The sequence below is a fragment of the Brevundimonas sp. TWP2-1 genome, assembly GCF_049897645.1.
In the GTDB taxonomy this organism is placed as follows: Bacteria; Pseudomonadota; Alphaproteobacteria; order Caulobacterales; family Caulobacteraceae; genus Brevundimonas.
The window spans coordinates 831,852-858,141 of record NZ_JAFCWR010000002.1; the positions used below are offsets into that span (position 1 = coordinate 831,852).

At 66.4% G+C, this 26,290-nt stretch carries 24 protein-coding genes; 7 read left to right on the forward strand and 17 right to left on the reverse strand.

What is annotated here, in order from left to right; translation table 11 throughout:
• Positions 1 to 88: 88 nt before the first annotated feature.
• The gene (locus ACP7BH_RS14445) at positions 89 to 2,941 is read right to left on the reverse strand and encodes an SEL1-like repeat protein (RefSeq protein WP_425986321.1); all 2,853 of its coding nucleotides are present in this window, start codon (positions 2,939 to 2,941) and stop codon (positions 89 to 91) included.
• Positions 2,942 to 3,156: 215 nt separating this feature from the next.
• Between ACP7BH_RS14445 and ACP7BH_RS14450 the strand changes: the two genes are divergently transcribed.
• Together ACP7BH_RS14450 and ACP7BH_RS14455 are read left to right on the forward strand one after the other, a co-directional pair.
• Positions 3,157 to 3,369, forward strand: a complete 213-nt coding sequence (locus ACP7BH_RS14450; RefSeq protein WP_425986323.1) for a hypothetical protein — start codon at positions 3,157 to 3,159, stop codon at positions 3,367 to 3,369.
• Positions 3,370 to 3,435: 66 nt separating this feature from the next.
• Entirely contained in the window at positions 3,436 to 3,933 is a 498-nt protein-coding gene (locus tag ACP7BH_RS14455; protein ID WP_425986325.1) for a pyridoxamine 5'-phosphate oxidase family protein, read from the forward strand.
• Positions 3,934 to 3,990: 57 nt separating this feature from the next.
• Here the strand turns inward: ACP7BH_RS14455 and argF are convergent, their stop codons facing one another.
• From argF to ACP7BH_RS14480, 5 genes are all read right to left on the reverse strand, one after another.
• A complete protein-coding gene (gene argF / locus ACP7BH_RS14460; protein WP_425986327.1) occupies positions 3,991 to 4,905 on the reverse strand; it encodes an ornithine carbamoyltransferase in 915 nt (304 codons plus the stop codon).
• 181 nt (positions 4,906 to 5,086) lie between these two features.
• A complete protein-coding gene (locus ACP7BH_RS14465; RefSeq protein ID WP_425986329.1) occupies positions 5,087 to 6,280 on the reverse strand; it encodes an aspartate aminotransferase family protein in 1,194 nt (397 codons plus the stop codon).
• A gap of 90 nt (positions 6,281 to 6,370) precedes the next feature.
• Positions 6,371 to 6,889: a YcxB family protein gene (locus ACP7BH_RS14470; protein ID WP_425986331.1), complete on the reverse strand. Its 519-nt coding sequence runs from the start codon at positions 6,887 to 6,889 to the stop codon at positions 6,371 to 6,373.
• A 2-nt stretch (positions 6,890 to 6,891) separates the two neighbouring features.
• Positions 6,892 to 7,890, reverse strand: coding sequence for a M28 family metallopeptidase (locus ACP7BH_RS14475; protein WP_425986333.1), 999 nt, complete (start codon positions 7,888 to 7,890; stop codon positions 6,892 to 6,894).
• Between the two features lie 41 nt (positions 7,891 to 7,931).
• Positions 7,932 to 8,762 carry an ABC transporter permease gene (locus ACP7BH_RS14480; RefSeq protein WP_425987081.1) on the reverse strand — a complete coding sequence of 277 codons (831 nt, stop codon included), beginning with the start codon at positions 8,760 to 8,762 and terminating at the stop codon, positions 7,932 to 7,934.
• A 229-nt stretch (positions 8,763 to 8,991) separates the two neighbouring features.
• Between ACP7BH_RS14480 and ACP7BH_RS14485 the strand changes: the two genes are divergently transcribed.
• Positions 8,992 to 9,525, forward strand: coding sequence for a GcrA family cell cycle regulator (locus ACP7BH_RS14485; protein ID WP_159848688.1), 534 nt, complete (start codon positions 8,992 to 8,994; stop codon positions 9,523 to 9,525).
• Between the two features lie 376 nt (positions 9,526 to 9,901).
• On the opposite strand, the gene apaG is transcribed toward ACP7BH_RS14485, so the two are convergent.
• Positions 9,902 to 10,309, reverse strand: a complete 408-nt coding sequence (gene apaG, locus ACP7BH_RS14490; RefSeq protein WP_425986335.1) for a Co2+/Mg2+ efflux protein ApaG — start codon at positions 10,307 to 10,309, stop codon at positions 9,902 to 9,904.
• Positions 10,310 to 10,390: 81 nt separating this feature from the next.
• On the opposite strand from apaG, the gene ACP7BH_RS14495 reads away from it, so the two are divergent.
• Positions 10,391 to 11,416, forward strand: a complete 1,026-nt coding sequence (locus ACP7BH_RS14495; RefSeq protein ID WP_425986337.1) for a 2'-deoxycytidine 5'-triphosphate deaminase — start codon at positions 10,391 to 10,393, stop codon at positions 11,414 to 11,416.
• Positions 11,417 to 11,576: 160 nt separating this feature from the next.
• Here the strand turns inward: ACP7BH_RS14495 and ACP7BH_RS14500 are convergent, their stop codons facing one another.
• Both ACP7BH_RS14500 and ACP7BH_RS14505 read right to left on the reverse strand, forming a co-directional pair.
• Positions 11,577 to 12,869 (reverse strand): MFS transporter, encoded by a 1,293-nt coding sequence (locus tag ACP7BH_RS14500; protein ID WP_425986339.1) that lies wholly within the window; start codon positions 12,867 to 12,869, stop codon positions 11,577 to 11,579.
• Complete coding sequence (locus ACP7BH_RS14505) at positions 12,866 to 13,342, reverse strand: cupin domain-containing protein (RefSeq protein ID WP_425986340.1); 477 nt, start codon at positions 13,340 to 13,342, stop codon at positions 12,866 to 12,868. Before ACP7BH_RS14505 ends, ACP7BH_RS14500 begins: the two co-directional genes overlap by 4 nt.
• A gap of 42 nt (positions 13,343 to 13,384) precedes the next feature.
• On the opposite strand from ACP7BH_RS14505, the gene dapE reads away from it, so the two are divergent.
• Positions 13,385 to 14,572, forward strand: coding sequence for a succinyl-diaminopimelate desuccinylase (gene dapE, locus ACP7BH_RS14510; RefSeq protein WP_425986343.1), 1,188 nt, complete (start codon positions 13,385 to 13,387; stop codon positions 14,570 to 14,572).
• Between the two features lie 291 nt (positions 14,573 to 14,863).
• Here dapE and ACP7BH_RS14515 read toward each other — a convergent pair whose 3' ends face one another.
• Together ACP7BH_RS14515 and ACP7BH_RS14520 are read right to left on the reverse strand one after the other, a co-directional pair.
• A complete protein-coding gene (locus ACP7BH_RS14515; RefSeq protein WP_425986346.1) occupies positions 14,864 to 16,567 on the reverse strand; it encodes an ATP-dependent nuclease in 1,704 nt (567 codons plus the stop codon).
• Positions 16,568 to 16,651: 84 nt separating this feature from the next.
• The gene (locus ACP7BH_RS14520) at positions 16,652 to 17,959 is read right to left on the reverse strand and encodes an amidohydrolase (RefSeq protein WP_425986348.1); all 1,308 of its coding nucleotides are present in this window, start codon (positions 17,957 to 17,959) and stop codon (positions 16,652 to 16,654) included.
• A gap of 87 nt (positions 17,960 to 18,046) precedes the next feature.
• On the opposite strand from ACP7BH_RS14520, the gene ACP7BH_RS14525 reads away from it, so the two are divergent.
• Together ACP7BH_RS14525 and ACP7BH_RS14530 are read left to right on the forward strand one after the other, a co-directional pair.
• The gene (locus ACP7BH_RS14525) at positions 18,047 to 18,397 is read left to right on the forward strand and encodes a hypothetical protein (RefSeq protein WP_425986350.1); all 351 of its coding nucleotides are present in this window, start codon (positions 18,047 to 18,049) and stop codon (positions 18,395 to 18,397) included.
• Between the two features lie 56 nt (positions 18,398 to 18,453).
• The gene (locus ACP7BH_RS14530) at positions 18,454 to 18,888 is read left to right on the forward strand and encodes an SRPBCC family protein (protein WP_425986352.1); all 435 of its coding nucleotides are present in this window, start codon (positions 18,454 to 18,456) and stop codon (positions 18,886 to 18,888) included.
• On the opposite strand, the gene ACP7BH_RS14535 is transcribed toward ACP7BH_RS14530, so the two are convergent.
• From ACP7BH_RS14535 to ACP7BH_RS14560, 6 genes are all read right to left on the reverse strand, one after another.
• A complete protein-coding gene (locus tag ACP7BH_RS14535) occupies positions 18,885 to 19,865 on the reverse strand; it encodes a type II secretion system F family protein (RefSeq protein ID WP_425986355.1) in 981 nt (326 codons plus the stop codon). The two genes, ACP7BH_RS14530 and ACP7BH_RS14535, sit on opposite strands and share 4 nt — an antisense overlap.
• Before the next feature lie 10 nt (positions 19,866 to 19,875).
• On the reverse strand, positions 19,876 to 20,853 hold the full coding sequence (locus ACP7BH_RS14540) for a type II secretion system F family protein (protein WP_425986357.1): 978 nt from the start codon (positions 20,851 to 20,853) through the stop codon (positions 19,876 to 19,878).
• Positions 20,854 to 20,856: 3 nt separating this feature from the next.
• Positions 20,857 to 22,344 carry a CpaF family protein gene (locus ACP7BH_RS14545; protein ID WP_425987082.1) on the reverse strand — a complete coding sequence of 496 codons (1,488 nt, stop codon included), beginning with the start codon at positions 22,342 to 22,344 and terminating at the stop codon, positions 20,857 to 20,859.
• 162 nt (positions 22,345 to 22,506) lie between these two features.
• A complete protein-coding gene (locus tag ACP7BH_RS14550; RefSeq protein WP_425986359.1) occupies positions 22,507 to 24,066 on the reverse strand; it encodes an AAA family ATPase in 1,560 nt (519 codons plus the stop codon).
• A gap of 4 nt (positions 24,067 to 24,070) precedes the next feature.
• Positions 24,071 to 24,745, reverse strand: coding sequence for a CpaD family pilus assembly protein (locus ACP7BH_RS14555; protein ID WP_425986360.1), 675 nt, complete (start codon positions 24,743 to 24,745; stop codon positions 24,071 to 24,073).
• 5 nt (positions 24,746 to 24,750) lie between these two features.
• A complete protein-coding gene (locus tag ACP7BH_RS14560) occupies positions 24,751 to 26,265 on the reverse strand; it encodes a type II and III secretion system protein family protein (RefSeq protein WP_425986361.1) in 1,515 nt (504 codons plus the stop codon).
• Positions 26,266 to 26,290: the final 25 nt, after the last annotated feature.

Sequence of the window (26,290 nt, forward strand, 5' to 3'; positions counted from 1 at the left end):
TCGGCTGGAGCGGTTAAAGGATCGCCGTCAGGCGGCAGCGAGGGTCGTCAACGACCGGGCGACCGATAGCCGCCCGGCGCGTGTGAATCTACCCCGTCGCCTGCGACGCGGGTTGAGAGTGGGCCACGAAGGCGTCTGCGGCGGTGCGGGCGGCGCGCTGGGCCGTGGCGGTGGCCGTCGGGCGCAGGCGCGTCACGGCGGCCTGGGCCTCGGAATCGCCGCCGCGCGCGGCGATCATGTACCACTTCAGGGCTTCGGTCGGATTCTTGGCCACGCCGTCGGCGCCGGTCTCGTAGATGCGCGCGACATTGTACTGGCTGTCCGGCAGGCCGCGCTCGGCGGCGTTGAGCAGCCAGGTCAGGGCCTCGGCCTGATTGGTCGCGCCGCCGTCGCCTTCATACAGCTGCATCCCGTAGAGATGCATCCCACGCGGATCGCCGCCTTCGGCCGCGCGACGGCCCCACTGACGGCTCAGCGCCGGGTCGGCGGGCACGCCGTTGGCGCCGTCCAGATAGAGCTGACCCAGATAGGTCTGGGCGGGCGCGTAACCCAGGTTGGCGGCGCGCTTCATGGCGTCCAGACCGGAGTTGTCGCCGGCCTCCAGCTTGCCGATGGCGGCTTCGTAGTCGGCAGCGCCGGGACCGGCGAGGTCGAAGGTCGGCCGCACGCCGGTCGGCGTCACGGCCGAGGCGGCCAGAGGCATGGCGGGTCCGGCGGCCTGGGCGTCGCCGCCGAAGTTCGGCAGGTCGAAGTCCGGCGCGCCGCCGTCGGTCAGGGACAGATAGCCATAGACGCCGCCGGTCAGGGCGACCGCCGTGACCGAGGCCAGGAAGGTCTTCTTGACGGTCGAGCCGTCCTTGGCGGCCTGCCTGTCCAGCCGCTCCTGCAGCTTGGACTTGCCGCCCCGCTTGAGGCCGAAGCCCGAACGCGGCGCCGGTTCCGGCTCGGGCGGCGCGGTGATGGCGGCTCGGGCGGCGTCGATGGTGCTGCGGGTCGCCGAGGCGCGACCGGCGGCGGCCGCAGCGCCCATCGTGGCGCGAAGCTGGCGCGGATCGACGAACTCGGTCTCGCCGCCGAAATCGTCGTCGTCGGCGTCCAGAACAGGCGCGGCGCGCTTCTCGGTCGAGGCGGTCGAGAAGCCGGGCGAGGTCGCTTCCAGCGCGTCCTCGACATCGGCCCCGCCGAAGCCGCTGAAGGGCTGGATGATGGGTTCGACGCCGTCGGGATCGACCTGGCGCGACGGCGCCTCATCCACCTCGGCGGCGACCGGCTCGGGTTCGGGTTCGGCGAAGGCGGTCGCGGGGAAGGGCGAGGCGGCGGCGACTTCGGGCGTGACCGGATCGCTGGACCAGGCGTCCTGGTCGGTGAAGGTCTCGTCGGGGAAGGCGGCCGCGCGCCAGTCGCCATCGACCGAGGCCGACTGTATCGGCGCCGGCGCAGCGCGTTCAGGAACGGCGCGCGACGGAGCCCACGACGGTTCGTTGTCCAGCGGCTTGTCGCGGATGGCCGAAGGCGTTCGCGTCTCGATGCTCTCGCGCGCCTCGGCCAGCAGACGGGCGGTGCGCTCTTCGCTCATCCGCATCCGCTCGGCCAGTTCGCCCGAGGCGCGGTCGTAGCGTTGCTCGATCTTGTCCGAGCTTTCCGACAGGCGACGGCCGATGTCTTCCAGCGCCTGCTGCGAGCGGCGCTCCGACTGGGCGATGCGGTCGCTCAGCTGGTCCGAGATGCGGGTGATCTCGCCGCCCAGCTTTTCCAGCGCGATGGCGTGGCGGTCGTCGCTGGCGGTCAGGCGTTGATCGACGCGATCGACGTGACGCGCGAACTCCTTGTCCAGACGACCGGCGCGACGTGCGACCTCTGTCTCGATGGTCTGGCCGACAGCTTCCGTCACGGCGCGGGCGACGGCGTCGGTGCGACCGTCGCTGTCGGTTTCGACCTTCTGGACGCGGGCGTTCAGGTTGCGGGCGATGCGCAGGACTTCGCGACCCATGGCCTCAAGGCCCACGGCGCCCTTCTGCTCGGACGCCTTGATCTGGTCGCCGACGGCCTGGACCGCGCGTTCGATGCGGTCGATGCGCGCGCCGGTTTCGGCGGCGTCGAGACGCTGCATCATTTCGGCGCGATTGTTCTCGATCTGGCGCGAAAGGCTTTCGGCCAGCTTTTCGAAGCGTGCAAGATCGCGCGCGCTTTCCGGTTCAACCCGGCTCTCGGCCGACCGCATCCGCTGATCCAGCTCGGCGAACGAGCGTTCCAGCGTCTTCAGCGCTTCGGTGGTGCGGTTCTGGGCCTCGTCCAGACGCGCGCCGACCTGGGCCAGCATTTCCGTGCCGACGCCGGGGCCGGCGGCCTTTTCGACCGCCTCCATCCGCTCGCGCAGGTCGTTGACGCCCAGACGCTGGCGTTCCTCGATGTCGTACAGACGGCCGGTCAGGGCGCCCAGCGAGGCCTCGACCTTGCCGAATGCTTCTTGCGTCAGCGGGCCGGTGTCGCGTTCGAAGGCGCGCAGGCGGCGGTGGCCCTCGCGCAGTTCTTCGGCGATGTCGTCGATACGGCGCGCGGCGCCCTGGGCCTCGGCCTCCTGGCCGTCCAGGCGACGCATCAGGCCGGAAACCGCCTGGTCCACGCCCTGGATGGCGACGGTCGAGCGACGTTCGGCGGCTTCCAGCCGCGCGGCGATTACATCGATGGAGGCGCTGACCCGATGCCCGTTGTCTTCGGCGACATCATAGGCGTCGTCGAGACGGCGGCTGCGGTTGCGGCGTTCGTATTCGGACGCTTGGGAGCGACGCGGCAGGGTGGCGTAGCCCTCCTCCTCGTCCTCCATGATCATGGAGTTGAGCCATTCGCCCAGCGTCATGCCGGAACGACGCGCAAGGTCTTTTGCGACCTCACGGGCCTTGGGATCGATTCCCTTAACGCTCCAAGGCGCTGCAGCGCTCACTGATTCGGCTCCCGACCCATACACGAAGGCTATACCGTCAATATCGAGGGTGTAAACTGATGGTTAACCGCAATATCTAGCGGCGATCTTCCAATCCTGTGGACAGGCCTCCAGACGCCGGGATTAGTGAATCATCTCGGTTAACACGGTGTGAAGATTAACCTCCCGGCAAGGGTTCGCTTGCCAAGCGGCGCGGGCTTCGCCACGTGCGGCGCATGAGCCTGACGACAACCCTAATTCTTCTGGCCCTGGCCTTGGCGGTGATGGTGTTCACCGGCTGGCGGGGGGCGCGTCCGCCCGACCCGCTCAAGGGGCCGCGCATGATGCCGTGGCGGTTTCTGATGATCGGGTCCGCAGCCATCGCCATGCTGCTGCTGATCCATCTGACGACCCTGTTCGGGGCCGAACGCGCGCCGTGGATTCCCTGAGCTTAGCTTTAGGAACCCGTTTCCTTTCGGTCGGTTGATGCTGCGACCAATGCAAGGAGACGTCGCATGACCGACAAACTGACACCCGCCGAGGCGGAAAAGGAATTCTGGAAGAGCCTGAAGGAGTCCAACACCGGGATGCTGGGCCTGGACAAGCCCGGCTATCACCATCAGCCCATGACCGGCTATGGCGAGGACGAGACAGGAACCATTTGGTTCTTCACCCGCGACGACACCGACTTCGCCCGTGACGTCGCCGGCGGCGGGCAGGACGGCATGTTCTGCTACCAGGCCAAGGACGGCAAAGTTCAGGCCTGCATCCACGGCCGCCTGGCCATCGACCAGGACCGCACCCGGATCGATAAATACTGGAACCCCGTCGTCGCCGCCTGGTATCCCGACGGCAAGGAAGACACGCACCTGACCCTCGTCCGGTTCGATGCCAACGACGGCCGCGTCTGGGTGTCCGACAAGGGCGCGTTGGGCTTCGGTTACGAAGTCCTCAAGGCCAACGTGACCAAATCGACGCCCGACGTCGGCGGCGTGTCGGATGTGAAGCTGTAGGCGACTGACGCCAGTCAGTTAGAAAGGGCGGACCCGATCGGGTCCGCCCTTTTTCGTTCAGCCCGCGAAGCACCAGGCCAGGACGGCCTTCTGGGCGTGGATGCGGTTTTCGGCCTCGTCCCAGACCAGGGAGCGGGGTCCGTCGATGACGGCGTCGGTGACTTCCTCGCCGCGGTGGGCGGGCAGGCAGTGCAGGAAGACCGCGTCGGGATCGGCCAGGGCCATCAGGGCCTCGTCCACCGCATAGGATTCGAACGCCGCCAGACGCGCCTCATAGTCCTGATCGCCCATCGAGACCCAGGTGTCGGTGACGACCACGTCGGCGCCCTTGACCGCCTCGCGCGGGTCGCTGGTCAGCGTCACAGCGTTCGTGCCCTTGGCCAGGTCGCGCAGATCGGGATGATATTCCGCCGGGCAGGCGACGTTCAGATGGAAGCCGAACTTGGGCGCCGCATGCATGAAGCTGTGGCAGACGTTGTTGCCGTCGCCGATCCAGGCGATCGTCTTGCCGGCGATGGGGCCGGAATGTTCCTCGATCGTCTGCAGGTCGGCCAGGATCTGGCACGGGTGGCTGCGGTCGGTCAGGCCGTTGATCACCGGCACGGTCGAGACGCGGGCGAAGCGCTCCACGTCCTCGTGGTCATTGGCGCGGATCATCACCGCATCGACCATGCGCGACAGGACGCGGGCGGTGTCCTCCACCGGCTCGCCACGACCCAGCTGCATGTCGGCGGCGGTGGCGATGATCGACGACCCGCCCAGCTGGCGAATGGCCGCGTCGAAGCTGAAGCGGGTGCGGGTCGAGTTCTTCTCGAAGATCATCGCCAGGACGCGATCCTTACCCGGCACGTCGGCGTCGGGACGCCCTTGGGGCCAGCCCTTGCGCGCAGCCTTGCGGGCATGGGCGTCGTCCAGAATGGCGCGCAGGTCGGCGGCTTCGAGCCGATGGATGTCGAGGAAGTGGCGGGTCATGGCATCCTCCACCCTCTCCCGTTGGGAGAGGGCTTGAGCGCCCGAGAGCCGCAGGCGCTCGGACTTGCGCGAAAGGGTGAGGGTTCGGTCTTGGCCGGTGAGGTGCGACCCTCACCCTTTCGCCTTGACGTATCGCTGCGCTCTGCGAGGCTCAAGCCCTCTCCCAGCGGGAGAGGGACGCTCATGCCGCCAGCTTCTCGCGCGCGACCTCGCAGGCGCCTTCGAACCGGGCGATCGCCTCGCGGGCCTCGTCCAGCGTCAGGTTCAGCGGCGGCAACAGGCGCACGCAGTTGTCGCCGCCGCCGGCGATCAGCAGCTGTTGCGTATCGCGCGCCAGCGCCATGAACTCGCGATTGTTCGGCACCAGCTTGATGCCGATCAGCAGTCCCTTGCCGCGCACGTCGGCGATCACATCGGGGAACCGTTCCTGCAAGCCCACGAACTGCTGCTTCAGATAGCCGGCGATCTCGTTGACGTTGTTCAGGATCTCGGGGCTGTTGATCAGGCTCAGCGCCTTTTGACCGACAGCCATGGCCAGGGGGTTGCCGCCGAAGGTCGAGCCGTGAGCGCCGACCGTCATGCCCGACGCTGCCTTGGCCGAGGCCAAGCAGGCGCCGATGGGGAAGCCGCCGCCCAGAGCCTTGGCCACCGCCATGATGTCGGGCGCCATGCCGGCCCATTCGTGGGCCCACAGCTTGCCGGTCCGGCCCATGCCGCACTGGACCTCGTCGAAGATGATCAGGACGCCGTGTTCGTCGCACAGCTCGCGCAGGCCGCGCAGGCACTGGTCCGGCATGGCGCGGCAGCCGCCCTCGCCCTGGACCGGCTCGACGATGATTGCGGCGGTCGTGGGGTTGGCGATGGCGGCCTTGATAGCCTCGTGGTCGCCCCACTTTAGCTGGTGGAAGCCCTGCATCGGCGGGCCGAAGCCCTCGGTGTAGCTGGGGTTGGCGGCGGCGTTGATGGCCCCATAGGTCCGGCCGTGGAACGAGCCGTCGAAGCCGTAGATGTCGATCCGCTCGGGCGCGCCGTTGGCGGAGTGATATTTGCGTGCGGTCTTCAGCGCGCACTCGACGGCTTCCGTGCCCGAGTTGGTGAAGAAGACCACGTCGGCGAAGCTCGACTCGCACAGGGCGTCGGCCAGGGCTTCCTGGCCCGGAATGCGGAAGATGTTGGACACGTGCCACAGCTTCTCGGCCTGATCCTTGACCGCCTGGACCAGTTCTGGGTGGGCGTGGCCCAGACCGTTGGTCGAGATGCCGGCGACGCAGTCGAGATATTCGGTCCCGTCGGTCGCCCACAGACGGGCGCCTCGGCCGCGTTCCACTTCCAGCGGCGCGCGATTGTAGACACCCATCAGATGTTCAGTGGACACGGACCAAGACCTCCAAAAGCGATACGGCCCCGCCGCGAGCGCGACGGAGCCGGATTGATACGGACAGGCGTTGTCGGATTAGTGACGGTGTTAGTCAACACCGGCGCCGAGCACGCCCAGCGACCGCGCGTCGGCGACGATGGCGCGAACGGCTTCGGCCTGACCCGCATCCAGAACCCGCAGCGGCAGGATGAAGTTGCTGTTCGGCGTCAGGGCGAAGATCCAGCGATCCTTCTCCTCGACCGCCGCCGCGACCAAGGTCCAGCTCACCCGGCTTTCCAGCCTCTCGGCGGACACGACGAAGCCGTCTGCGGACAGACGCCAGGTCACCGGCCGTTGCGAGATCGGCGCGGCGCGGGACACGGCCATGACCCGCTGATGAGCCAGCATGCTGAGGCCGACGAAGCCATAGAGGCCCGCGAGTTGCAGCCCGACCACCCAGGCGACCGGTCCATAGGGATCGAAGGCCGCCACCAGGATGGTCGCCATCATGAACAGGCCCAGCCACAGCATCGGCCAGGTCGTCCAGCGACGGATGGTCGGCCACGCCTTGATGGCGGCGCGGCCTTCTTTCGGCGTCGGCTGGACGCCGAAAACCTCGACGACCATGCTCACTGGCCGCTGGGGACCGGCTCCGGCGCGGCAGGGGCGGTCTCGGCGGCGACGGCGTCATCCTTGGCCTGGATTTCGACCAGCCGCTTGTCCAGGGCCAGACCCAGGTCGGCGATGAACAGGCCGAAGCGGGCCACGTCCACGCCCTTCAGATACGACAGCCTGTCCTCGGTCGAATGGATGCGCTGGAAGACGGGCGGGACGAAGCCTTCCTTCAGGCCGTTGTTCTCGCCGCCGTTGAAGGCCAGCCACATCTGGTGGGCGCCGACCGCGTCCTGGGTGCCCATCGACACCACCGGCACGCCGGCGGCCGAGAAGGCGCGGTCGTCGCTGGGCGGATAGACCGGATAGGGCATGCAGTCGAAGCCGCGCTCGGCGCACAGGCTGCGCAGCGTCTCCAACACGAAGTCCGACTGGTCGCCGTTGTTCTCGCCATACATGACCGTCTGGCCGTAGGCCGCGACGTCGGCGTTGATGACGGCGGCGATCCTGTCCTTGCCGTGCTTTTCGAGAAACGCCTTGGCGCCCAGCAGGCCCAGCTCTTCCTGGTCGGTGAAGACGAAGACGAAACGGTGGGCGACCGGCTGGCCCTCCAGGCCCATCTCCAGGGTCTTGGCCGCCTCCATCATCGCCATGACCGAGCCGACGTTGTCGACGATGCCTTGCGACAGGGTGCCGTCGCGCAGCTTCACCGCGTCATAGTGGGCGGTCAGGACGATGTCCCTGGCGCCCTCGCCGACCGTGACGACGACGTTCGCGCCTTCCATCGGGCCGGTGGCCTGGTTGCCGCCGGCGAAGACCTGGATCTCGGGCGTGAAGCCCAGCGTGGTCAGCATGCCGACCAGGACCTGGGTCCGTTCGGCGTTGGTGGGCTTAACGAACTGGGCTGCGCCGGCGCCGATGTCGGGGCGGTCCCCAGCCTGGGGCGTCGCCTCCTGAGCGAAGGCAGGAACAGCAGTAAACAGCGCCGTGGCGGCGACGAGCGAACGGAACAGCATGGCGGACCTCTCGGGGGGAGCGATCCGCAAAAGGTAGCGATCTAGCTCTTGAGACGCCACCCCGAGCGGAACACCAGCCAGCAGACGACGCCCATGACGACCATCAGCACGGCCGAGCCGACGACTCCGACCATCAGATTGCTCTCGGCATGGCCGATGAAGCCGTAGCGGAAGCCGTCGATCAGATAGAAGAACGGATTGTAGCGGCTGAGCGAGCGGAACGGTTCGGGCAGGTTCTCGACCAGATAGAAGGTGCCCGACAGGAAGGTCATGGGCATGACGATGAAGTTCTGGACCGCCGACAGATGGTCGAACTTCTCGCTCCACAACCCCGCCAGCACGCCGGTCATGCCCATGACGAAACAGGCGGCCAGGGCGAACCAGACGATGGCGAAGATGTTGGCGATGCCCAGCGGCGCGAACGGCAGGACGCAGATCGCCGTCACCAGACCGACCGCCAGGCCCCGCGTCGCTGCGCCCAGGGTGAAGCCCAGCGTCAGCTCCAGCGGGCTGAGCGGCGGAGTCAGGAAGTCGGTCGCCGTACCCATGATCTTGGCCTGGATCAGGCTGGACGAGGCGTTGGCGAAGGCGTTGTTCAACATGGCCATCATGATCAGGCCGGGCGCGACGAACAACGCAAACGGCGTCCCGTGCAGCGGCGGCCGCGCGTTCTGAAGCGCCACCACGAACACCAGCATATAGAGCAGCGTCGTCACCACCGGCGCCGCCACCGTCTGGGCGCCCACCTTCCAGAAGCGCCGCACCTCGCGCAGATACAGGGTCTGCACCCCGATCCAGTTGACCCCCGGATAGCGACGCGGCTGCGGCAAACCGGCTGGGCGGGTGGAGATCAGGTCGGGGGTCTCGGTCATGGCCCGCCAGATGCGCTCGACCGTGGCGGTTCGCAAGGGATCACCCCCGATCCGCCAGAAAACGACCTTCCCGCCTTAACCTTAACGATGATTCAATATCTGGTTTCTGTGGACGGTTGATTCGCACATCTTGCGTCTCTTAACGGCTGGTTTACGATTAGTTGTAGGTCAAGACCCCGGAGGGGGAGCCTGGACCTAGATATTGAATCCAAACTCGCTGGAGGGTGGCATGACCGCAGGCTGGACCGACGACCGCGTAGGCGCGCTGAAGAAGCTCTGGCTTGAGGGCCAATCCGCGAGCCAGATCGCCAAACAATTGGGCGGCGGGGTCACCCGAAACGCCGTGATCGGCAAGGTGCACCGCCTGGGCCTTTCGGGCCGGGCCGCCCCGTCGCAACCGGCGCGCACCGTCGCCGCGACCTTCCGCACCGCCCGTCCGCGCCCCGCGCCGGCCGCCCCGGCCCAACCCTCGGCCCCGCGCCGTCTTGAGGCCGTCCAGCCCAAGCCTGTCCAGGCCGCCGCCCCCGTCCCCGCCCCAATCCCGGATCTGCCGGGCACGGCGACGGTGATGACCCTGGGCGCCCACATGTGCAAATGGCCGATCGGCGACCCGTCGTCGCGCGAGTTCAGCTTCTGCGGCCGCCGCTCCTCGGAAGGCGTCTATTGCGTCGAACACGCCCGCGTCGCCTACCAGCCGCAAGTCCGTCGCGGCTCCAAGGAAAGCGGTTCGGACCTGGCCCGCAGCCTGCGTCGGTACATTTAAGGGCGCTATCGCGCTTCGCGCTACTTGAGCGCGGCGCTTCGCGCGGGTTCATCCCCGCGTCACAGATGCTCCTTATGGAGCCGACTTCCCCCTCGCCGGCCTGCGCAAGCGGCCGGCGAGATTCCAGGGGGCGGGGCTGCGGTTCATCCGGGTTGACGCAGCCCCATCCGCCTTTCTCGATCCTCCCCAGCGGAGCGGGGGAGGGGGACCGCGCGAAGCGGGGTGGAGGGGGCGAAACCGGACTCGATGTTCAAAGTGCAGCATCAGACTGCGCCAGACCAACTATCGGCGTTTGGCGTGGATTCTGCGCCCGCCCCCTCCACCGGTTCGCGGTCCCCCTCCCCCGTTTCGCTACGCTTCTCGGAGGAGGATTTGCTTAGTTCAAAACCCTGCGCGCGTCGGGCGTGTCCAACGAGAACGCCGGGATATCCGCCTCGAAACTGCGGCCTTCCGCATCCGTCATATAATAGGCGCCGACCATCGACCCGCTGTCGGTGCTGAGCGGGCATCCCGACGCATAGGCGTAGCTGCCGCCCGGCTCGATCACCGGCTGTTCGCCGACCACGCCGGGGCCGCGCACCTCTTCCACATGACCGTGACCGTCGGTGATGGTCCAGCGGCGCGCCATCAGCTGCACCGTCGATCCCGTCAGGTTCACGATCTCGATCTGATAGGCCCAGACCCAGCGGCCTTCGTCGGGGTCGGACTGGCCCGCCAGATAGCTGGGCCGGACCCGGATCAGGATGCCGTTCGATTCGGCGGTATAGGCAGGACCATCGTGCATGGGCTATATGCTCGCCCCGCCGCGCGCGGGCTGCAAGCGCGACTTGGCGACAAGTCGTGAAAACCGTGTGAGACAGACGCCATGAGCTCCTTCCAGGCCCCCCGTCCCGGCATCCTGCCCGCCCAGTCCATCGAGACGTTGATCGCCACCGGCGCCATCACGTCGGACACAGCCTTCGATCACGATCAGGTCCAGCCGGCCAGCCTGGACCTGCGCCTGTCGGACCAGGCCTGGCGCGTCCGCGCCTCCTTCCTGCCCGGCCGTCGCAAGGTCGAGGAACGGATCGCCGATGTGGCTATGCACGCCATCGAGATCACCCCCGCCGGCGTCGTGCTGGAAAAGGGCTGCGTCTATATCGTGCGGCTGCAGGAGCGGCTGAAGCTGCCCAAGGGCCTGATCGCGCGCGCCAATCCGAAAAGCTCGACCGGCCGGGTCGATGTCTTCGTGCGCCTGCTGACCGACCAGGGCGCCCGTTTCGACGACGTGGCCGAGGGCTATGACGGCCCGCTCTATATGGAGGTCGCGCCCCAGACCTTCTCCATCCTGGTCCGTCCCGGCACCCGGTTGAACCAGCTGCGGCTCAAGGCCGGCGACCCGCCCAAGCTGGAGACCCGCAGCGTCGGCGTCGATCTGCAGGGCGGCGACATCGTCGGCTTCCGCGGCCGTCGCCACGCCGGGGTGGTCGATCTGGACCATATCGACGGCCATGACCCGCGCGACTTCTGGGAGCCGCTGACGCTTCGTCGCGGAGAGCTGCTGCTGGATCCGGGCGAGTTCTACATCCTGGCCTCGTCCGACGACGTCGAAATCCCGGTCGATCAGGCCGCCGAAATGACCCCCATCGATCCGTCGGTCGGCGAGTTCCGCGTCCATTACGCCGGCTTCTTCGACCCCGGCTTCGGCACGGACGAGGCGCATGGCGCAGGATCAAAGGGCGTGCTGGAGGTCCGCACCCACGACACCCCCTTCCTGCTGGAACACGGCCAGATCGTCGCCCGCCTGGTCTACGAACCCCTGACCGAACGGCCCAGCCGCCTGTATGGCGAAAGCGGCAGCCACTATCAAAATCAGGGCCTGAAGCTGTCGAAGCATTTCAGGGTGTGGTGAGCCGGCGCTAAAGTCTCCTCCCCGTTTCGCGGGAGGTGGCTCGTAGCGAAGCGGAGAGACGGAGGGGTTCTTCGCCGCATCACAGACGCCTGCGGGACTTCAAGAGCCCCTCCACCGCTACGCGGTCCCCCTCCCCACAAGTGGGGAGGAGACGCGGTCGTCACGTCAGCTTGTCCGCCTTCCGCAGCCCGGGGAACATCACCGACCAGGCGCCCGTGGCCGCCAGAGCGCCGAAGCCGCCGAACACCGCCGCCCCGACCGCGCCCAGCAGCCGCACCATGACCCCGGAATAGGCCTCGCCCAGCTCGTTCGACGCGCCGATGAACAGCATGGAGACCGACGACACCCGGCCGCGCATATGGTCGGGCGTCGCCAGCTGAATCAGGGTCTGGCGGATGTTGACGCTGATCATGTCCGCGCCGCCGCCGATCAGCAGGGCCAGGGCGCTGAGCCAGACGATCTTGGACAGGCCGAACGTCAACGTGCAGATCCCGAACACCGCCACCGCCGCGAACATCCATCGCCCGCCGTGCCGCACGATCGGATAGCGGCTCAGATAGATCGCCACCGCCATCGCGCCGACCCCGAACGAGGCCCGCAAAAGGCCGAACCCTTGCGGTCCGACATGCAGGATGTCGCGCGCGAAGATCGGCGTCAGCAGGGCCACGCCGGCGAACAGCACCACGATCAGGTCCAGAGATATGGCGCCCAGCACGATCTTGGTCTTGTAGACATAGGCCAGCCCCTCCTTGACGGACTCGATGGGCGACAGGGGATTGGCCTGGGGCGCGGGCTTGCCGCTGGTGCGGATCAGGATGAAGGCCGCGACCGCCAACAGGAACATGCCCAGCGACACCGCATAGGCCAGGGGCACGTTCACGCCGACGATCACCCCGCCCAGGGCCGGACCGGCGATGGCCCCGGTCTGGAAGGCGATGGACTGGGCCGCGATGGCCGGCGGCAGGGCCTTGCGCCCCACCACCATCGGCAGGAAGGCTTGGCTGGCCGGCGCCAGAAACGCCCGCGCCGCGCCGAACAGGGCCGCCACCGCCAGCAGGCCCCACAGGGGCGGGTTTCCGTGCAGGGCCATGGCCAGGAAGGAGCCCGCACAGGCGGCCTCGACCAGGATGGATATCCACACCGTGCGCTTGCGGTCGCGCCGATCCGCCATGGCCCCGGCGGGCAATGTGAAGGCCAGCAGCGGCAGGAACTGACACAGGCCGACCAGACCCAGATACAGGCTGGCCTCCTCGATCGGATGATCCCGCCGTGCGATCTCATAGACCTGCCACAACAGGGCCGAGGACTGGATCTGAATCGCCAGCACGGCGACCACCCGCCCGAACCACAGCAGGCGAAAGTCGCGGATGCCCCATGGACTGGACGGCCCCTCTGGAGGCGAAGGCGGAACGGGCGGGGCGGCGGGGCCGGTATCTATGGTTTCTGTGGTCACGTGCGTCTGGATTGTTTCGGATAGGGCGAGCCGTCGCGGTGGAAATAGCCGTCGACGCCCGCGTGGAGCACCATGTCGATGTCGGGATAATCGCAAGGGGTGATCGTCGGGCTGCGCGTTCCGACCTCAAGCAGCACCGCCTCATGGCCGGATCGGTTCTCGATCCTGTGGCCGTTGGGGACGCCCGCCTTGAACCCGGCGCAGTCGCCGGCGCGCAGGACGGTCTCGCCGTCGTCCTCGATGAGCACCACCTCGCCCTCGACCACCATGACGAACTCGTCCTCCTCGGCGTGCCAATGCCTCTGGCTGGACCAGGCGCCGTCGGGCAGGCGCAACAGGTTGACGCCGAACTGGCTGAGGCCCGCAGCATCGCCCAGCTTCCAGCGGCGACGCGGCTTGCACGGGTCGGCGAATTCTTCCGGATAGGTCGTGCCGTCGCCTCTCGGCGCGCTGTCGATATCGATCTTGGGCATGGGCCTTCTCGCCTTGGCGCGTTTTCCCTAAAGCATAGCCGCATGAGCCGCGCATCAACTCCTGTGATCGATCCTGTCGAACTGACCCGCGACCTGATCCGTATTCCCTCCGTCACCCCCGCCGACGAGGGGGCGATGGATGTGCTGGAACGCCATCTGACGGCCCTGGGCTTCACCTGCCGCCGGCTGGCCTTCGAGGGGCCGGGAGGCGAAGGGGTCCATGCGCGGATCGAGAACCTGTATGCGCGGCGCGGGACCGCCGCGCCCAACCTGTGTTTCGCCGGCCATACGGATGTGGTGCCGACCGGGCCGTCGGACCAGTGGTCGTCGCAACCCTTCACCGCCGAGGTCAAGGACGGCGTCCTGTACGGCCGCGGCGCGGTGGACATGAAGGGCGGGATCGCCGCCTGGGTCGCCGCCGTGTCCCAGGTGCTGGCGAAGGGCGAGCCGAAGGGCTCCCTCTCCTTCCTGATCACCGGCGACGAGGAAGGCCCGGCGCTTCACGGCACCAAACGGGTGGTCGAGACCCTGGCGGCCGAGGGCGAGGTCATCGACGCCTGCGTGGTGGGCGAACCCTCTTCGTCGCAGCACCTGGGCGACATGATCAAGGTCGGGCGACGCGGCTCGCTGAACACCTGGATCACGGTCACGGGCAAACAGGGCCACGTCGCCTATCCCGAACGGGCGGCCAATCCGGCGCCCGTGATCGCCAAGCTGATGGCCCGCCTGAACGACCATGTGCTGGACGACGGCTACGAGAACTTCCCCCCGTCGAACCTGGAGATCACCAGCATCGACATCGGCAATCCGGCGACCAACATCATCCCGGCCCAGGCCAAGGCGCGGCTGAACATCCGCTTCAACCCCAGCCATACGGGGGACGGCCTGATCGACTGGCTGAACCGCGAGGCCGGCGCCATACAGGCCGAGACCGGGCTTCAGATCAGCCTGGATCACCTGTGTTCCGGCGAGGCCTTCCTGACCGAGCCCGGCGTCTTCGTCGCGGCGGTGCAGGATGCGGTCGAGGCCGTCGCGGGCCGCCGGCCCGAGGCCTCCACCACCGGCGGCACCTCCGACGCCCGCTTCATCCGCGCCCTGTGCCCTGTGCTGGAGCTGGGCCTGGTCGGCCAGACCATGCACCAGATCGACGAACGGGTTCCGGTGGCGGAGTTAGAGACGCTGACGGCTGTGTATCGGCGGGTGATCGAGACGGTATTTGAAAGGTTGTGAGGCCGGGGAAATAGACGAATCCACTGCGAAAAAAAGAGATTCTATTTCGTCTAATTTGTCTTTTCGCGCGCGGCTAGGCCGGGGCGTGGGGTGTGGGAGATTGGGTTGTCAAAGACCGGACGGGGAGTATCGCACGGTTTTGGGGCGTGATGGGTTGAGGGGCATTTTCTGGCATTAGCGCCTTGGAAAAAGCGGCGTTTTTCTTGAGGCATTGGGATGGGAGGGGCTTTTCCACCCACTGGAAGCTGCCCCGCACAAGAAGAACTAGCCGCCTACGCCACCGAGCGGCATTCATGCTAGCTGTTTACTGATGTGGTCAACGACCTCGCTCATGAACGCTCGACCTTCAGCGAGCTCCAAATCCCGGGCTAAATCCCTCTTTGTGACCTCTGCTACCCAGCGCGGTCCATGGCCACCAACGCTTCGGCAGAAGCCCTCCATTTCTCCTACCGGTGCGACAAAGATCCCTATCGCTTTCAGTCCGCCGAGCAACGCCTTGGCCGCCTGGGTCGCTGGGCCATTAGGCAGACTTGCTAACCCACTTTGCTTGGCATGGTCCCAGGGCGATGCGTTGCGAGCTAGTGCTTTCACATTTGAGAGGATTGTCTTCTCGACGGCTCCCCCAGGCTTCACAGTCTTAATCAAGGCAGACATCTCGGTCTTAAATCGGTCAGCACCGACGAAACTGGCGTTCTCCTCAACTGCCGCCTTTAACGTCCTCCAGTCAGGCTCAAGCTTCGCCCAGTTCCCACCATGAGCTGCAACAATGCGGGACATGGTTGCCTCGTTGTTGAGCAGATCAAAGTCAGCGATTGTGACCACTGGCACCTTCAGCGCGCGAAGCGCCGTCACCACGACCGCCAGCCGGTCTTTGCCGCCGCTGTAAGTGTAGTGAATGTCCGGCCGTATTTCCGGGTTGGTTGATACAGAGGCTAGCGCCTCGTAAAATCGGCAGTCGGCGTCAGCTTCAGTTAAAATGACGGCATCATGAAACAGGCCGTCCATCACATTACTGAAGCGTAGGATGGGATCTTTCCAAAGATCCTGCAACTTCTTCCTGGCCAAAAGCACAGCGCCGCCGCCTTTGCGGGTCCGCGTAAGCCGGACCACGGAGACTCTCTCAGAGTGATTCCCAAGCAGCCCTTGTAATACTTCGCTGCTGTGAGTGGCCAAGAGCATCTGTCGGTCGGCCGCCTCCGCACCAATTATCTCGGCGAGCAGGCGCGCCTGCGGCGGGTGTAGGAATGCCTCAGGCTCATCTATAATGATCAGTGGACGCCGTTCAGCAAGCACACGGCCCAAGATTGAGGCGAAGCTGCGCATACCGTCGCCCTGCTCTTCAAGCTTATCCAACGTTTCGATGCGATCCAAATACGTCGAAGAGCGCCGATCTTCGCCCCTACCGGGTTTGGGACGATCACCCACATATGCGGGGATGTTTTTTGAGTTTCCCGTATGGATAACCAAGTCTTTCTTAAAGGCCCGCCGAAATAGTTTGGACGCTTTAAGCTCCAGCTTATCGTCTCGGTGGAAATGTTGGAACGGATGATCCGCCGAGAAAGGATCACGACGATCATACGTCGCCGCAGGATCGCAGTCAGCTAGGCGAGCCCGCGTTGTTAACTCGGAGACAGACCGGCCATGGAGAAATTTCCCAAGCCCCTTCTTCTGATCGCCCCACCAATTCTTTAACATGCCCATGGGAAAGGCGGCACCCCCGACCGACACCGTGCCGTTGGCACCACGGAAGGGTTCGATCCAGGCCTCAATATCCTCAAGCGGCGTTATGCGGATGAAATCCGCTTCCTTGACCACCACGCCTTCCGCTCGGGATTCAAGGGACGCTGATATATCTTTAAGAGAGCGACTCTTGCCGGCATTATTGGGCCCGACAACTACAAGGATGTCACCTCGATCTAGCGTCAGTTCCAGACCACTTTGGAAGATGGCCCGAGCGACATAACCCTTGATATCAATGTTCTGCATCTCGTCCATATACAGCGTGACAGCGAACTTCTAGCGCCCGAATGCGAAAGCTCAACGCAAGGGCAGCACCGGTCTTAAACAGCTCTCCTTCCTCTAACTCCGCTCCAGGAACCGCAGCGCCGTCAGGACATGCGTCTTCACCCCCAGCGGCAGCACCTTCTCGTTCGGTGAGAACTCCGGCGAGTGGTTTGGCGCGGACTGGGACGGGTCCACGCCGTCAGGACTGGCCCCAAGATGGTAGAAGACGCCGGGGATGACCTGTTGGAAATAGCTGAAGTCCTCGGCGACCGTGGTCGGGGGCGTGGCGGGGTTGACGTTCCCCTCGCCCGCCGCCTCGATCAGGACCGGGGCCAGCCAGGCGGACAAGCCGGGGTCGTTGAACACCAGGGCGGCGTTCTGTTTGACGCCGAACTCGGCGGTGGCGCCATAGGCGGCGGCGACATGGTCGATGGCGGTCTCGGCGCGGGCGACCAGGGCGTCGCGCTGGGCCGTATCGAAGGTGCGAAGCGTGCCCGACAGGGTCGCGCTGTCGGGGATGATGTTATAGCGGACGCCGGCGTTCAGGGTGGCGATGGTGAAGACCGTCGGGGTGGTGGTCGGGTCGACCGTGCGGGCGGTCAGGGTGTTGACCGTCTCGATCACCTGGCCGGCCACCGCGATCACATCGACTCCGCGCCACGGCCAGGCGCCGTGCGTCTGTTTGCCCTTCAGACTGATGTCCACGCGGTCCGAGGCGGCCATGAAGCCTTCGGGCCGATAGAAGACGCTGCCCGGACGGCCGGGCACGACGTGCAGGCCGAAGATGGCCTCGGGTTTGGGATCGTTCAGCGCGCCCTCGGCGATCATCAGGGCGGCCCCGCCCTTGGGTTCGCCAGGAGGGGCGCCCTCCTCCGCCGGCTGGAAGACGAAGACCACCGTGCCGGCGATCTGATCCTTCATCCCGGCCAGGACGTGAGCCGCCCCCATCAACATGGCCATATGCATGTCGTGGCCACAGGCGTGGGCGACAGGAACCGTATTGCCCATATAGGTCCCGGTGGCGGTGGAGGCGAAGTCCAGACCCGTCGCCTCCTGCACCGGCAGGGCGTCCATGTCGGCGCGCAGGGCCACGACCCGGCCGGGCCGGGCGCCGCGCAGGATGCCGACGACGCCGGTCTTGCCGACCCCGGTGCGGACCTCCAGCCCCAGGGACCGCAGGTGCTCGGCGATGACGGCGGCCGAGCGGGTCTCGGCGAAGCCCAGTTCGGGATGCCGGTGGAAGTCGCGGCGCCATTCGACCACCTGGGGCGTCACGCGCTGGACGGCGGCGTCCACGGTCGCCGCATCGACCTGAGCCTGGGCCGGGGCAGCGCCTGCCGCGAGCAGCAGCGTCAGGGTGGAGACGGCGAACAGGCGGCGCATGTGAAGATCCCGTGAAATCGGAGGAGACGCAGGATGGGGGCGCCGGGGCCGCTTGTGCAACGCCGATCGCTCGGCGACACTCGAATCATGGCCAAGCCGATCAAGAGCACGACGACCGAGTGGCGCGACGTCGTGCTGGTGTGCCGCAAATGTTCGAAGAAGCTGGACGGCGGGTTCGGGCCGGACGGCGACCTCACGCTGAAGAAGGCCCTGCGGAAATATCTGCACCTGAAGAAGGGGAAACAGGGGCGCAAGGGCGCGCTGACGGTGGCGGGAACCGACTGTTTCGACATCTGCCCCAAGGGCGGAGTGGTGGCGGTCAACGCCGCCCATCCCAAGAAACTGCTGATCATTCCCGCCGGCGCCGACCTGTTCGAGGTCAAGACGCGGCTGGGGCTGGACGACGGGCGTCGGCTGAAACTGGTCGAACCGGACTGAAGCCAGACGGCGGGTTGCGCCTTCCTTCCGGCGACAAGCCGTGCCAGAGCGAAACCATGGATGACACTCGTATCGAAAAACGCGTCGGCGTTCAGGCGACCTCGGACCGGATCTGGGATCTGATCGCCGACCTGTCCGGCTGGAGCGCCTGGAACCCGGTCGACACCGATGTCGAAGGCGCTATCGCCTATGGCGGCCGGCTGACGATGACCGAGGCCTGGCCCGATATGCCCGAGCGTCAGGCCCTGGCCCAGGTCGTCGAATGGCAGCCGCGCATGCGTCTGGTCTGGGCCGAACGACGCGGCTTCCTGTTTCAGAGCCTGCGCTACATCCAGATCGAGGAGCTGGGCCCCGGCAACTGCATACTGACGGTCGGCATCCGCTTCTCTGGCCTGCGCGGCGAACTGTTCCACGACAAGCACCGCCCGGCGATCAAGGGCGCGCTGGAGCGCGCGGCCGAGGGTCTGAAGGCGGCGGCGGAGGCCGCCTAGCCGCCCTCTTTCATCATGTCGATGACGTTCAGGATCGCCGGTCCCAGGATGACGATGAACAGCACCGGCAGGAAGAACAGGATCATCGGCACGGTCAGCTGCGCCGGCAGGGCCGAGGCCTTCTTCTCGGCGGCGGACAGGCGCAGGTCGCGGTTTTCCTTGGCCATGACGCGCAGGGCGGTCGCCAGCGGCGTGCCATAGGTCTCGGCCTGGGTCATGGCGGTGGCGACCGACTTCACGCCCGGATGGTTGGTGCGCTTGCCCAGATTTTCATAGGCCATCCGCCGGTCGGGCAGATAGCTGAGCTCGGCCGACAGCAGCGACAACTCCTCGGCTAAATCGATCGACGACGACCCCATTTCCTGGCTGACCTTGGTGATCGCCGCCTCGATGGACATGCCGGCTTCGACGCAGATCAGCAGCAGGTCCAACGCATCGGGAAACGCCTGCATGATCGAGGTGCGGCGCTTGGTGATGCGGTTCTTCAGATACAGATTGGGCGCATAGAAACCCGCGACCGCCGCCGCCATGACCAGCGTCAGCTTGTTCATCGTGGGCCAGTCCACGATCTTGATCACGAACATGTAGAAGGCCGCCACGATCATGAAGACGAAGGGCGAGGCGAAGCGGAAGAAGTAGAAGGTCGTCAGCGGGCGCGGCCCGCGATAGCCGGCCTGGGCCATCTGACCGGCGACCTTAGGATCCTCCAGCAGCTTGGTCAGGTTCAGCCGATCCACGATCCGTTTCTTGAACCCGTCGTCGGTGTGACGCAGCGCGCCCTGGCCGGCCGCCATATTGGCGCGCGAGCGGCGCTTCAGATCGTCACGGCGTTCGGCGACGGCCTTCATCCGCTTGTCCAGCTTCACCCCCCCGCTCATCGACGAGAGCAGGGTCATGACGGTGGCGAAGACCAGCACGCCCACGCCGATGCTGAGCAGGTTCTGCGGGTCGGTGATGAAGCGGATGAAGCCTTCCATGATTCCCGCCTCAGAACTTGAACGAGATCATGCGCTTCATCACGAAGATGCCGGTCGCCATCAGGCAGACCGCCATCAACAGCATGAAGTTGCCGCGGAAGTCGGTGAACAGCGGCATCATGTAGGACGGCGTCGTGAACATCACCATCGTCATAACCGCAGGCGGCAGGGAGGCGATGATGCCGGCGGAGGCCAAGGCTTCGGACGACAAAGCCTTGATCTTCTCGCCCATCATCCGGCGCGCGCGCAGCACGCCCGACAGGTTGCCCAGGGCCTCGGCCAGGTTGCCGCCGGTCTTCTGCTGAATGGCGATGACGATGGTGAAGAAGCGCAGTTCCGGCGTAGGCATCCGCTCGAACATCTTCTCCAGCGCCTGCTCCAGCGTCAGGCCCACACCCAAACCCTCGACCAACTTCTGGAACTCCGGCCCCAGCGGCGCCGGGCTTTCGCGGCCGATGATCTTGAAGCATTCGTGGACCGGCAGGCCCGACTTGATGCCCCGCACGATGACGTCGACGGCGTTGGGAAACTCCAGCGAGAACTTCTTCATCCGCCCCTTGGCCAGGAAGCCGACGACCCAGCGCGGCAGGCCCAGGCCGAACACCAGGGCGAGGCCCAGCACCGCGAGAACAGGCAGGCCTAGCACGAAGGCGACCAGCGCCGCCACCACGCCGACCACGGCGGAGATGATGTAGAAGGTGCGCACATTCAGGCTGAGACCTGCCTGTTTCAGGCGCGCGGCCAGGGTGGTGCGCGCCTTGCGTTCGCGGCGATCCGCTTCCTGAAGCTGGATCAGGATCTGTTTGCGCCGCGCCTCGGGCGTATTGGCGGCGGCCGCCTTGCGGGCGATCGCGGGGTTCTTCTTGGCCTCGCCCAGGCTTTGGGCGCGCTTGACCGCCTGGGCCGACGAATCGTCGCCCCCGACGTAGACCCAGCCCAGGCCGCCGATGGTGATGAAGGCCAGAACGGCGGCGAGGATCGGCAGCATGGTCTACTCCGCCGCGTCCAGGGCGTCGGCCAGCTCGCGCTCAAGCCCGTAATAGCGGGCGCGATCCCAGAACCGCGGACGGGCGATGCCGGTCGAACGGTGCCGGCCGATGATCTTGCCGTTCTCGTCCTCGCCGGTGATGTCGTAGACGAACAGGTCCTGGGTCACGATCACATCGCCTTCCAGCCCCACCACCTCGGTGATGTGGGTGATGCGGCGCGAACCGTCGCGCAGGCGGGCGGCCTGGATGATCACATCGACCGAGCCGACGATCATCTCGCGGATCGTGCGCGAGGGCAGGCCGTATCCGCCCATGGTGATCATGGATTCCATCCGGCTGATGGCTTCGCGCGGGCTGTTGGCGTGCAGCGTGCCCATGGAGCCGTCGTGGCCGGTGTTCATGGCCTGCAACAGGTCGAAGGCCTCGGGACCGCGCACCTCGCCGACGATAATCCGCTCGGGACGCATCCGCAGGCAGTTCTTCACCAGGTCGCGCATGGTGATCGTGCCCTGGCCTTCCAGGTTCGGCGGGCGGGTTTCCAGACGCACCACGTGCGGCTGCTGCAGTTGCAGTTCGGCGGCGTCCTCGCAGGTGATGACGCGCTCGGTCGGGTCGATGAAGGCCGTCAGGGTGTTCAGCAGGGTCGTCTTGCCCGAACCCGTACCGCCCGAGATGACCAGATTGCATCGCGACGCGCCGATGACGCCCAGGACGCGCGCGCCCCCTGGACTGATGGAGGCGTACTCCACCAGGTTCTTCATCGTCAGCTTGTCTTTCTTGAACTTCCGGATCGTCAGCGTCGGGCCGTCGATCGCCAACGGCGGAGCGATGACGTTGACGCGCGAACCGTCCGGCAGACGGGCGTCGCAGATGGGGCTGCTCTCGTCCACGCGGCGGCCGACCTGGGACACGATCCGCTGGCAGATGTTCATCAGCTGGGTGTTGTCGCGGAAACGGACGTTGGTCAGCTGAACCTTGCCCGCCACCTCGATGAAGACCCGGCCGGCGCCGTTAACCATGATGTCGGCGATGTCGTCACGCGCCAGCAGCGGCTCCAGCGGCCCATAGCCCAGGACGTCATTGACGATGTCCTGAACCAGATGCTCCTGCTCGGCGACCGACATGGAGACGTTCTTGATCGCGACCAGTTCGGCGACTATGTCGCGGATTTCTTCCGACGCGGCCTTCTGGTCCAGATGCGCCAGCTGAGCCAGGTCGATGGTGTTCATCAAGGCATTGAAGATCGTCGTCTTCGTGGCGTGATAATAGTCGCTCTGTTCCCGGACGATCTCGGCGACGGCCTGGGCCTTCTTCAGCTGCTCAAGACCCGCAGTGGCCTTCGGACCCGTTCCGGCGACGTTGCCGGTCGGGCGCGGAGCATCAGGAGCCGGCTTGGGCTTGGGACGCGAAGCCAGCGCGTCCAGGCGATCGGCCGGCGCAGGCTGGGTGGGCGCAGACGCGCGATCGAAGGCGTCCGCCGCCGGTTCCATATCCTCGTCGGCATAGGCATAGGCCGGCGCCTTGGCCGCCATCGCAGGAGCGGCGGCGTCCACATTGAACACCGACACAGGTTCGCCGCCACCGGGCGCAGGGGCCGGACGCAGGGGCGCCGGCGCGGCGCCGGGCTGACCTGTGCGTTTGCCGAACATCCGTCAGCGCTTCTTGAACATGTTGGCGAACAGGGATTTCGAGGCGCCGTCGGCCGGCTTGGTCTTCTCGGCCTTGCCGGCCTTTCCCGGCTTGGCCTTCGGTCCCGCCACCATGGGCAGTTCGCGCCGCGAGACGATCTGGGCCAGGGTCTGGAAGGCCTCGGCCGACTTGGTCTTGGCCCCGGCGTCTAGGATCATCTGGCCGTTGTTGGCGGCCGCGCCGAAGGTCTTGGCGTCGAAGGGAATGATCAGGCTGGGATGCACGCCCAAGGCGGCGCCGAAGTCCTTGGCCGGAATCTCGGGACGCCCCGGCACCCCGACCTGGTTCAACACCAGGCGCGGCGGCGCATCGTTGGGACGGCCCTGACGGATCAGGTCGATCATGTTCTTGGCGTTGCGCAGCGAGGCGAGGTCCGGCGTGGCCACCACCACCACCTCATCGGCGCTGATCAGGGTCCGGCGCATCCACGGCGACCACAGGTGCGGCAGGTCCAGGACCACGAACGGCGCCGTAGCGCGGATCTGGTTCGTGACCTCCTCGAACGCCTCGGTCGAGATGTCCCAGTCCGTATCCAGGCTGGCGGGCGCGGCGAACAGGCTCAGCTTGTCGGTGCAGCGGACCATCATCCGGTCCAGCAGGGTGGCGTCCAGCCGGTCGGGCTGGCCCAGGGCGTCGGCGACGCCACTCAGCGGGTCCTGGTTGAAGTCCAGGCCGGCCGTGCCGAACGGCAGGTCATAGTCGACGATGACGGTGTTTGCGCCGATCCGCTCGGAGATCGCATAGGCGGTGTTGTGCGCGACGGCCGAGGCCCCCGCCCCGCCCCGCGCGCCGACGAAGGCGATGGTGCGGCCGACGAAGGGCTGGGCCGGATCGTTGAACAGGCCGCCGATGGCCGCGATCAGTTGCAGCGGCTGTAACGGCGCGACCAGATATTCACTGACCCCGCGCCGCATCAGCTCGCGGAACAGGATGATGTCGTTGGTCGCCCCGACGACGATCACCTTGGTGCCCGCGTCGCAGACCTCGGCCAGTTGATCGACTTCCCACAGCAGGGTCTGGGGGTCTTTCAGGCACTCGACGATGATCAGCGGCGGCGTCGGTTCGTGATGATAGGTCTCGACCGCAGCGGCCACGCCCCCGACGCGGATCTGGGTCGTCGCACGCGACAGGCGTCGATCCTGGGCCGCGCGTTCGGCGGCCGCCAGCGTATCCTGGCGCTCGGCGAAAACGTGGATAGCGATGCGCGGCACCGACACCTCGCCGATGGCGCTGGACGGCGCCAGGCCGGCGGAAGCAAGGCCGGTTTCCACCAGGCTGGCCTGAGCCTGGGCCACGACGTCGCCGACAGGGTTGAAACTTGCGGTCTCGGGGACATAGGCGGGCGCTGCTGAAACAGGCGCAAGCGATTGGGGCGCGGGCTGAACCGGCGCGGCGGCCGTGAACTGAAGCGGCGCCCGGGCTTGATCGGCCGAAACCTCAGCCAAAGGTTCGGCGAACTCCATATCGACGTCGAAGGCGTCGTCGAAGGTATCGAACACGCGGGTGACGGGGGCTGTGCTCATGGGTCTAGTTCACCGCACGGGAGACGGCGGTCTCCTGGATCAGCGTTTCGGCTTCGGCCGCCGTCGGCTTGCCGGCCCGGTAGAGATCGAACACCACAGTGCGTCGTCCCGCGTCGGCAGGCGTCATCGCACGAGGTCTTTGAATGTCGCGCGGATCCTCGATCTGGGCGGCGAGGTTGGCCGTGACTGCGCAACCGAAGTTCGACGCGGACCGGTTGTCTCCGGTGCGGCTCAGATTGCCCCAGGTCGTCCCGCATTGCGGCACGGCGGCGCGGACGGTCTGATAGCCGACCACCACCGGCGCCCTCGGATCTGGCGCGGCATAGCTGACAAGGGTGATGCGATCCGGCGACACGCCGGACGACGCCAGTATGGACTTGATGTCATAGGCGGTCTTCAGCGCGACCGGATCGTTTCCGGCGGGCGCCTCGATCACCATCGGCACGGCGTCAATGTAGCGATAGCGTCCGACCAGGGCCTGCAGGGCCTCGGCCTGCGCCGGCGACAGGCCGGTGTCGTGAACCGCCAGGGCGATTCGGTCCAGGTCAGGCTCGACCTGAAGCTGATAGCGCGAGGTGGGTGTCAACGGCGGTTCCCCGCCCAGGCTTGCCGGCCCGCCGACACAGCCGCCAAGCGAAAGCGTAGCAGCCAAGAAAACGATAATCGGGGTGCGGTTCATGTCGCTCACTCGATCACATAGCCGACCGAGCCGGCCGGGGGCGCATTGGGCAGGCCATAGACCTGGTTCAGCTGTCCGAAGAGGATGGTCTGGCTGTCTTCGGCGATCCGCAGGCCGTCGGCCGGCGTCTGCATCCGGCCAGGCGAGGTCGGGCTGACGATATAGGGCTCGACGATGACCACCAACTCGGTCTCGCCCATCAGATAGTCGCGCGAGCGGAACAGGGATCCCAACACCGGCAGATTGGTGACGCCGGGCAGCGAATCCACGGTCTGGCGGCTGCTTTCCTGAAGCAGGCCGGCGATCATCATCGATCCGCCCGAGGGGATTTCGATGGTGTTCTCGCTGCGACGGACCGTCAGGCCCGGCAGGGTGATGGAGGACGGCGTTCCCGCACCGATGGTCAGGCCGCCCTGCGACGACAGTTCGGACACCTCGACCTTGACCTGCAGGCTGATGCGGCCGCCCGACAGCACGACCGGACGGAAGGCCAGGCCCACGCCATAGGGCTTGTACTGAACCGTGATCTGGCCCTGAGCGTCACGGCTGGCAGGAACGGGGAACTCACCGCCGGCGAGGAAGCTGGCGGCCTCACCGTTTACGGAGGTCAGGTTCGGCTCGGCGAGCGTGCGCAGCAGACCCACGCGCTCGAAGGCCTTCAACATGGCCTCGCCCTTGTTCAGACCATCCGAGCCCGGACCGGTGCCCGCAGCCGCGGTATCCCAGTTGGAGGCGTCTTCTGGACCGTTGACAGTGAAGTTGCAGAGCGCTCCGACGGAGAAAGCCCCGCCGCAGGGCCGCTGCAACTGATAGTTCTTGGTCGTGTCGATCGACGTTCCGGTGCTGATGCCGCCCAAAAGCGCGCCATTGACGCCCCAGGTGGCTGCATTGCCCAACAACCATTGGGTGTCGCCGAGGCGGCCGATGACCGCAGACGTGTTGAAGCCCAGCTGCTTGATGACGTTGCGCTGAACCTCGACCACGCGGACCTTCAACGTCACTTGATCCGACCCCGGCACAGTGATCAGGTTCAGGACCTTTTCGGGCGCGGACACGAAGGCGGCGGCGATACGGCTGGCCTGGGTCGATTGTGCAGGGTTCTCGGCCACGCCGCTCAGGATGATGCTGTCGTTGACCGCCTCGGCCTTGACCTGGCCGCCTGGGATCATGCGGTTCAGCGTGTCCTGTAGAGCGCTTGTGCCCGCATCGACGCGGACGCGCAGGCTCAAGATCGTACGTCCGGCCCCGTCCAGGAAGACGGCGTCGGTTTCGCCCGGCGCGATGCCGATCACAGTAATGCGGCGCGGCGAATGCAGCATGGCCTCGGCCACCTGCGGATTGGACACGATCACGTCGCGCGCATCGGCGGGCAGATCGACGGCGAACGACGTGCCGCGCGGAAGATTGATCATTTGCGGCGCGGCGCCCATCGACACGGCGGTCCGCGTCTGGGCCACGCCGGCCGGCACGGCGGTCAGGCTGGCCAGAAGAGCACACGCGACGGCGGCGGTCTTTTGCATCGCGGATCGGCGCATCGAAACGGCT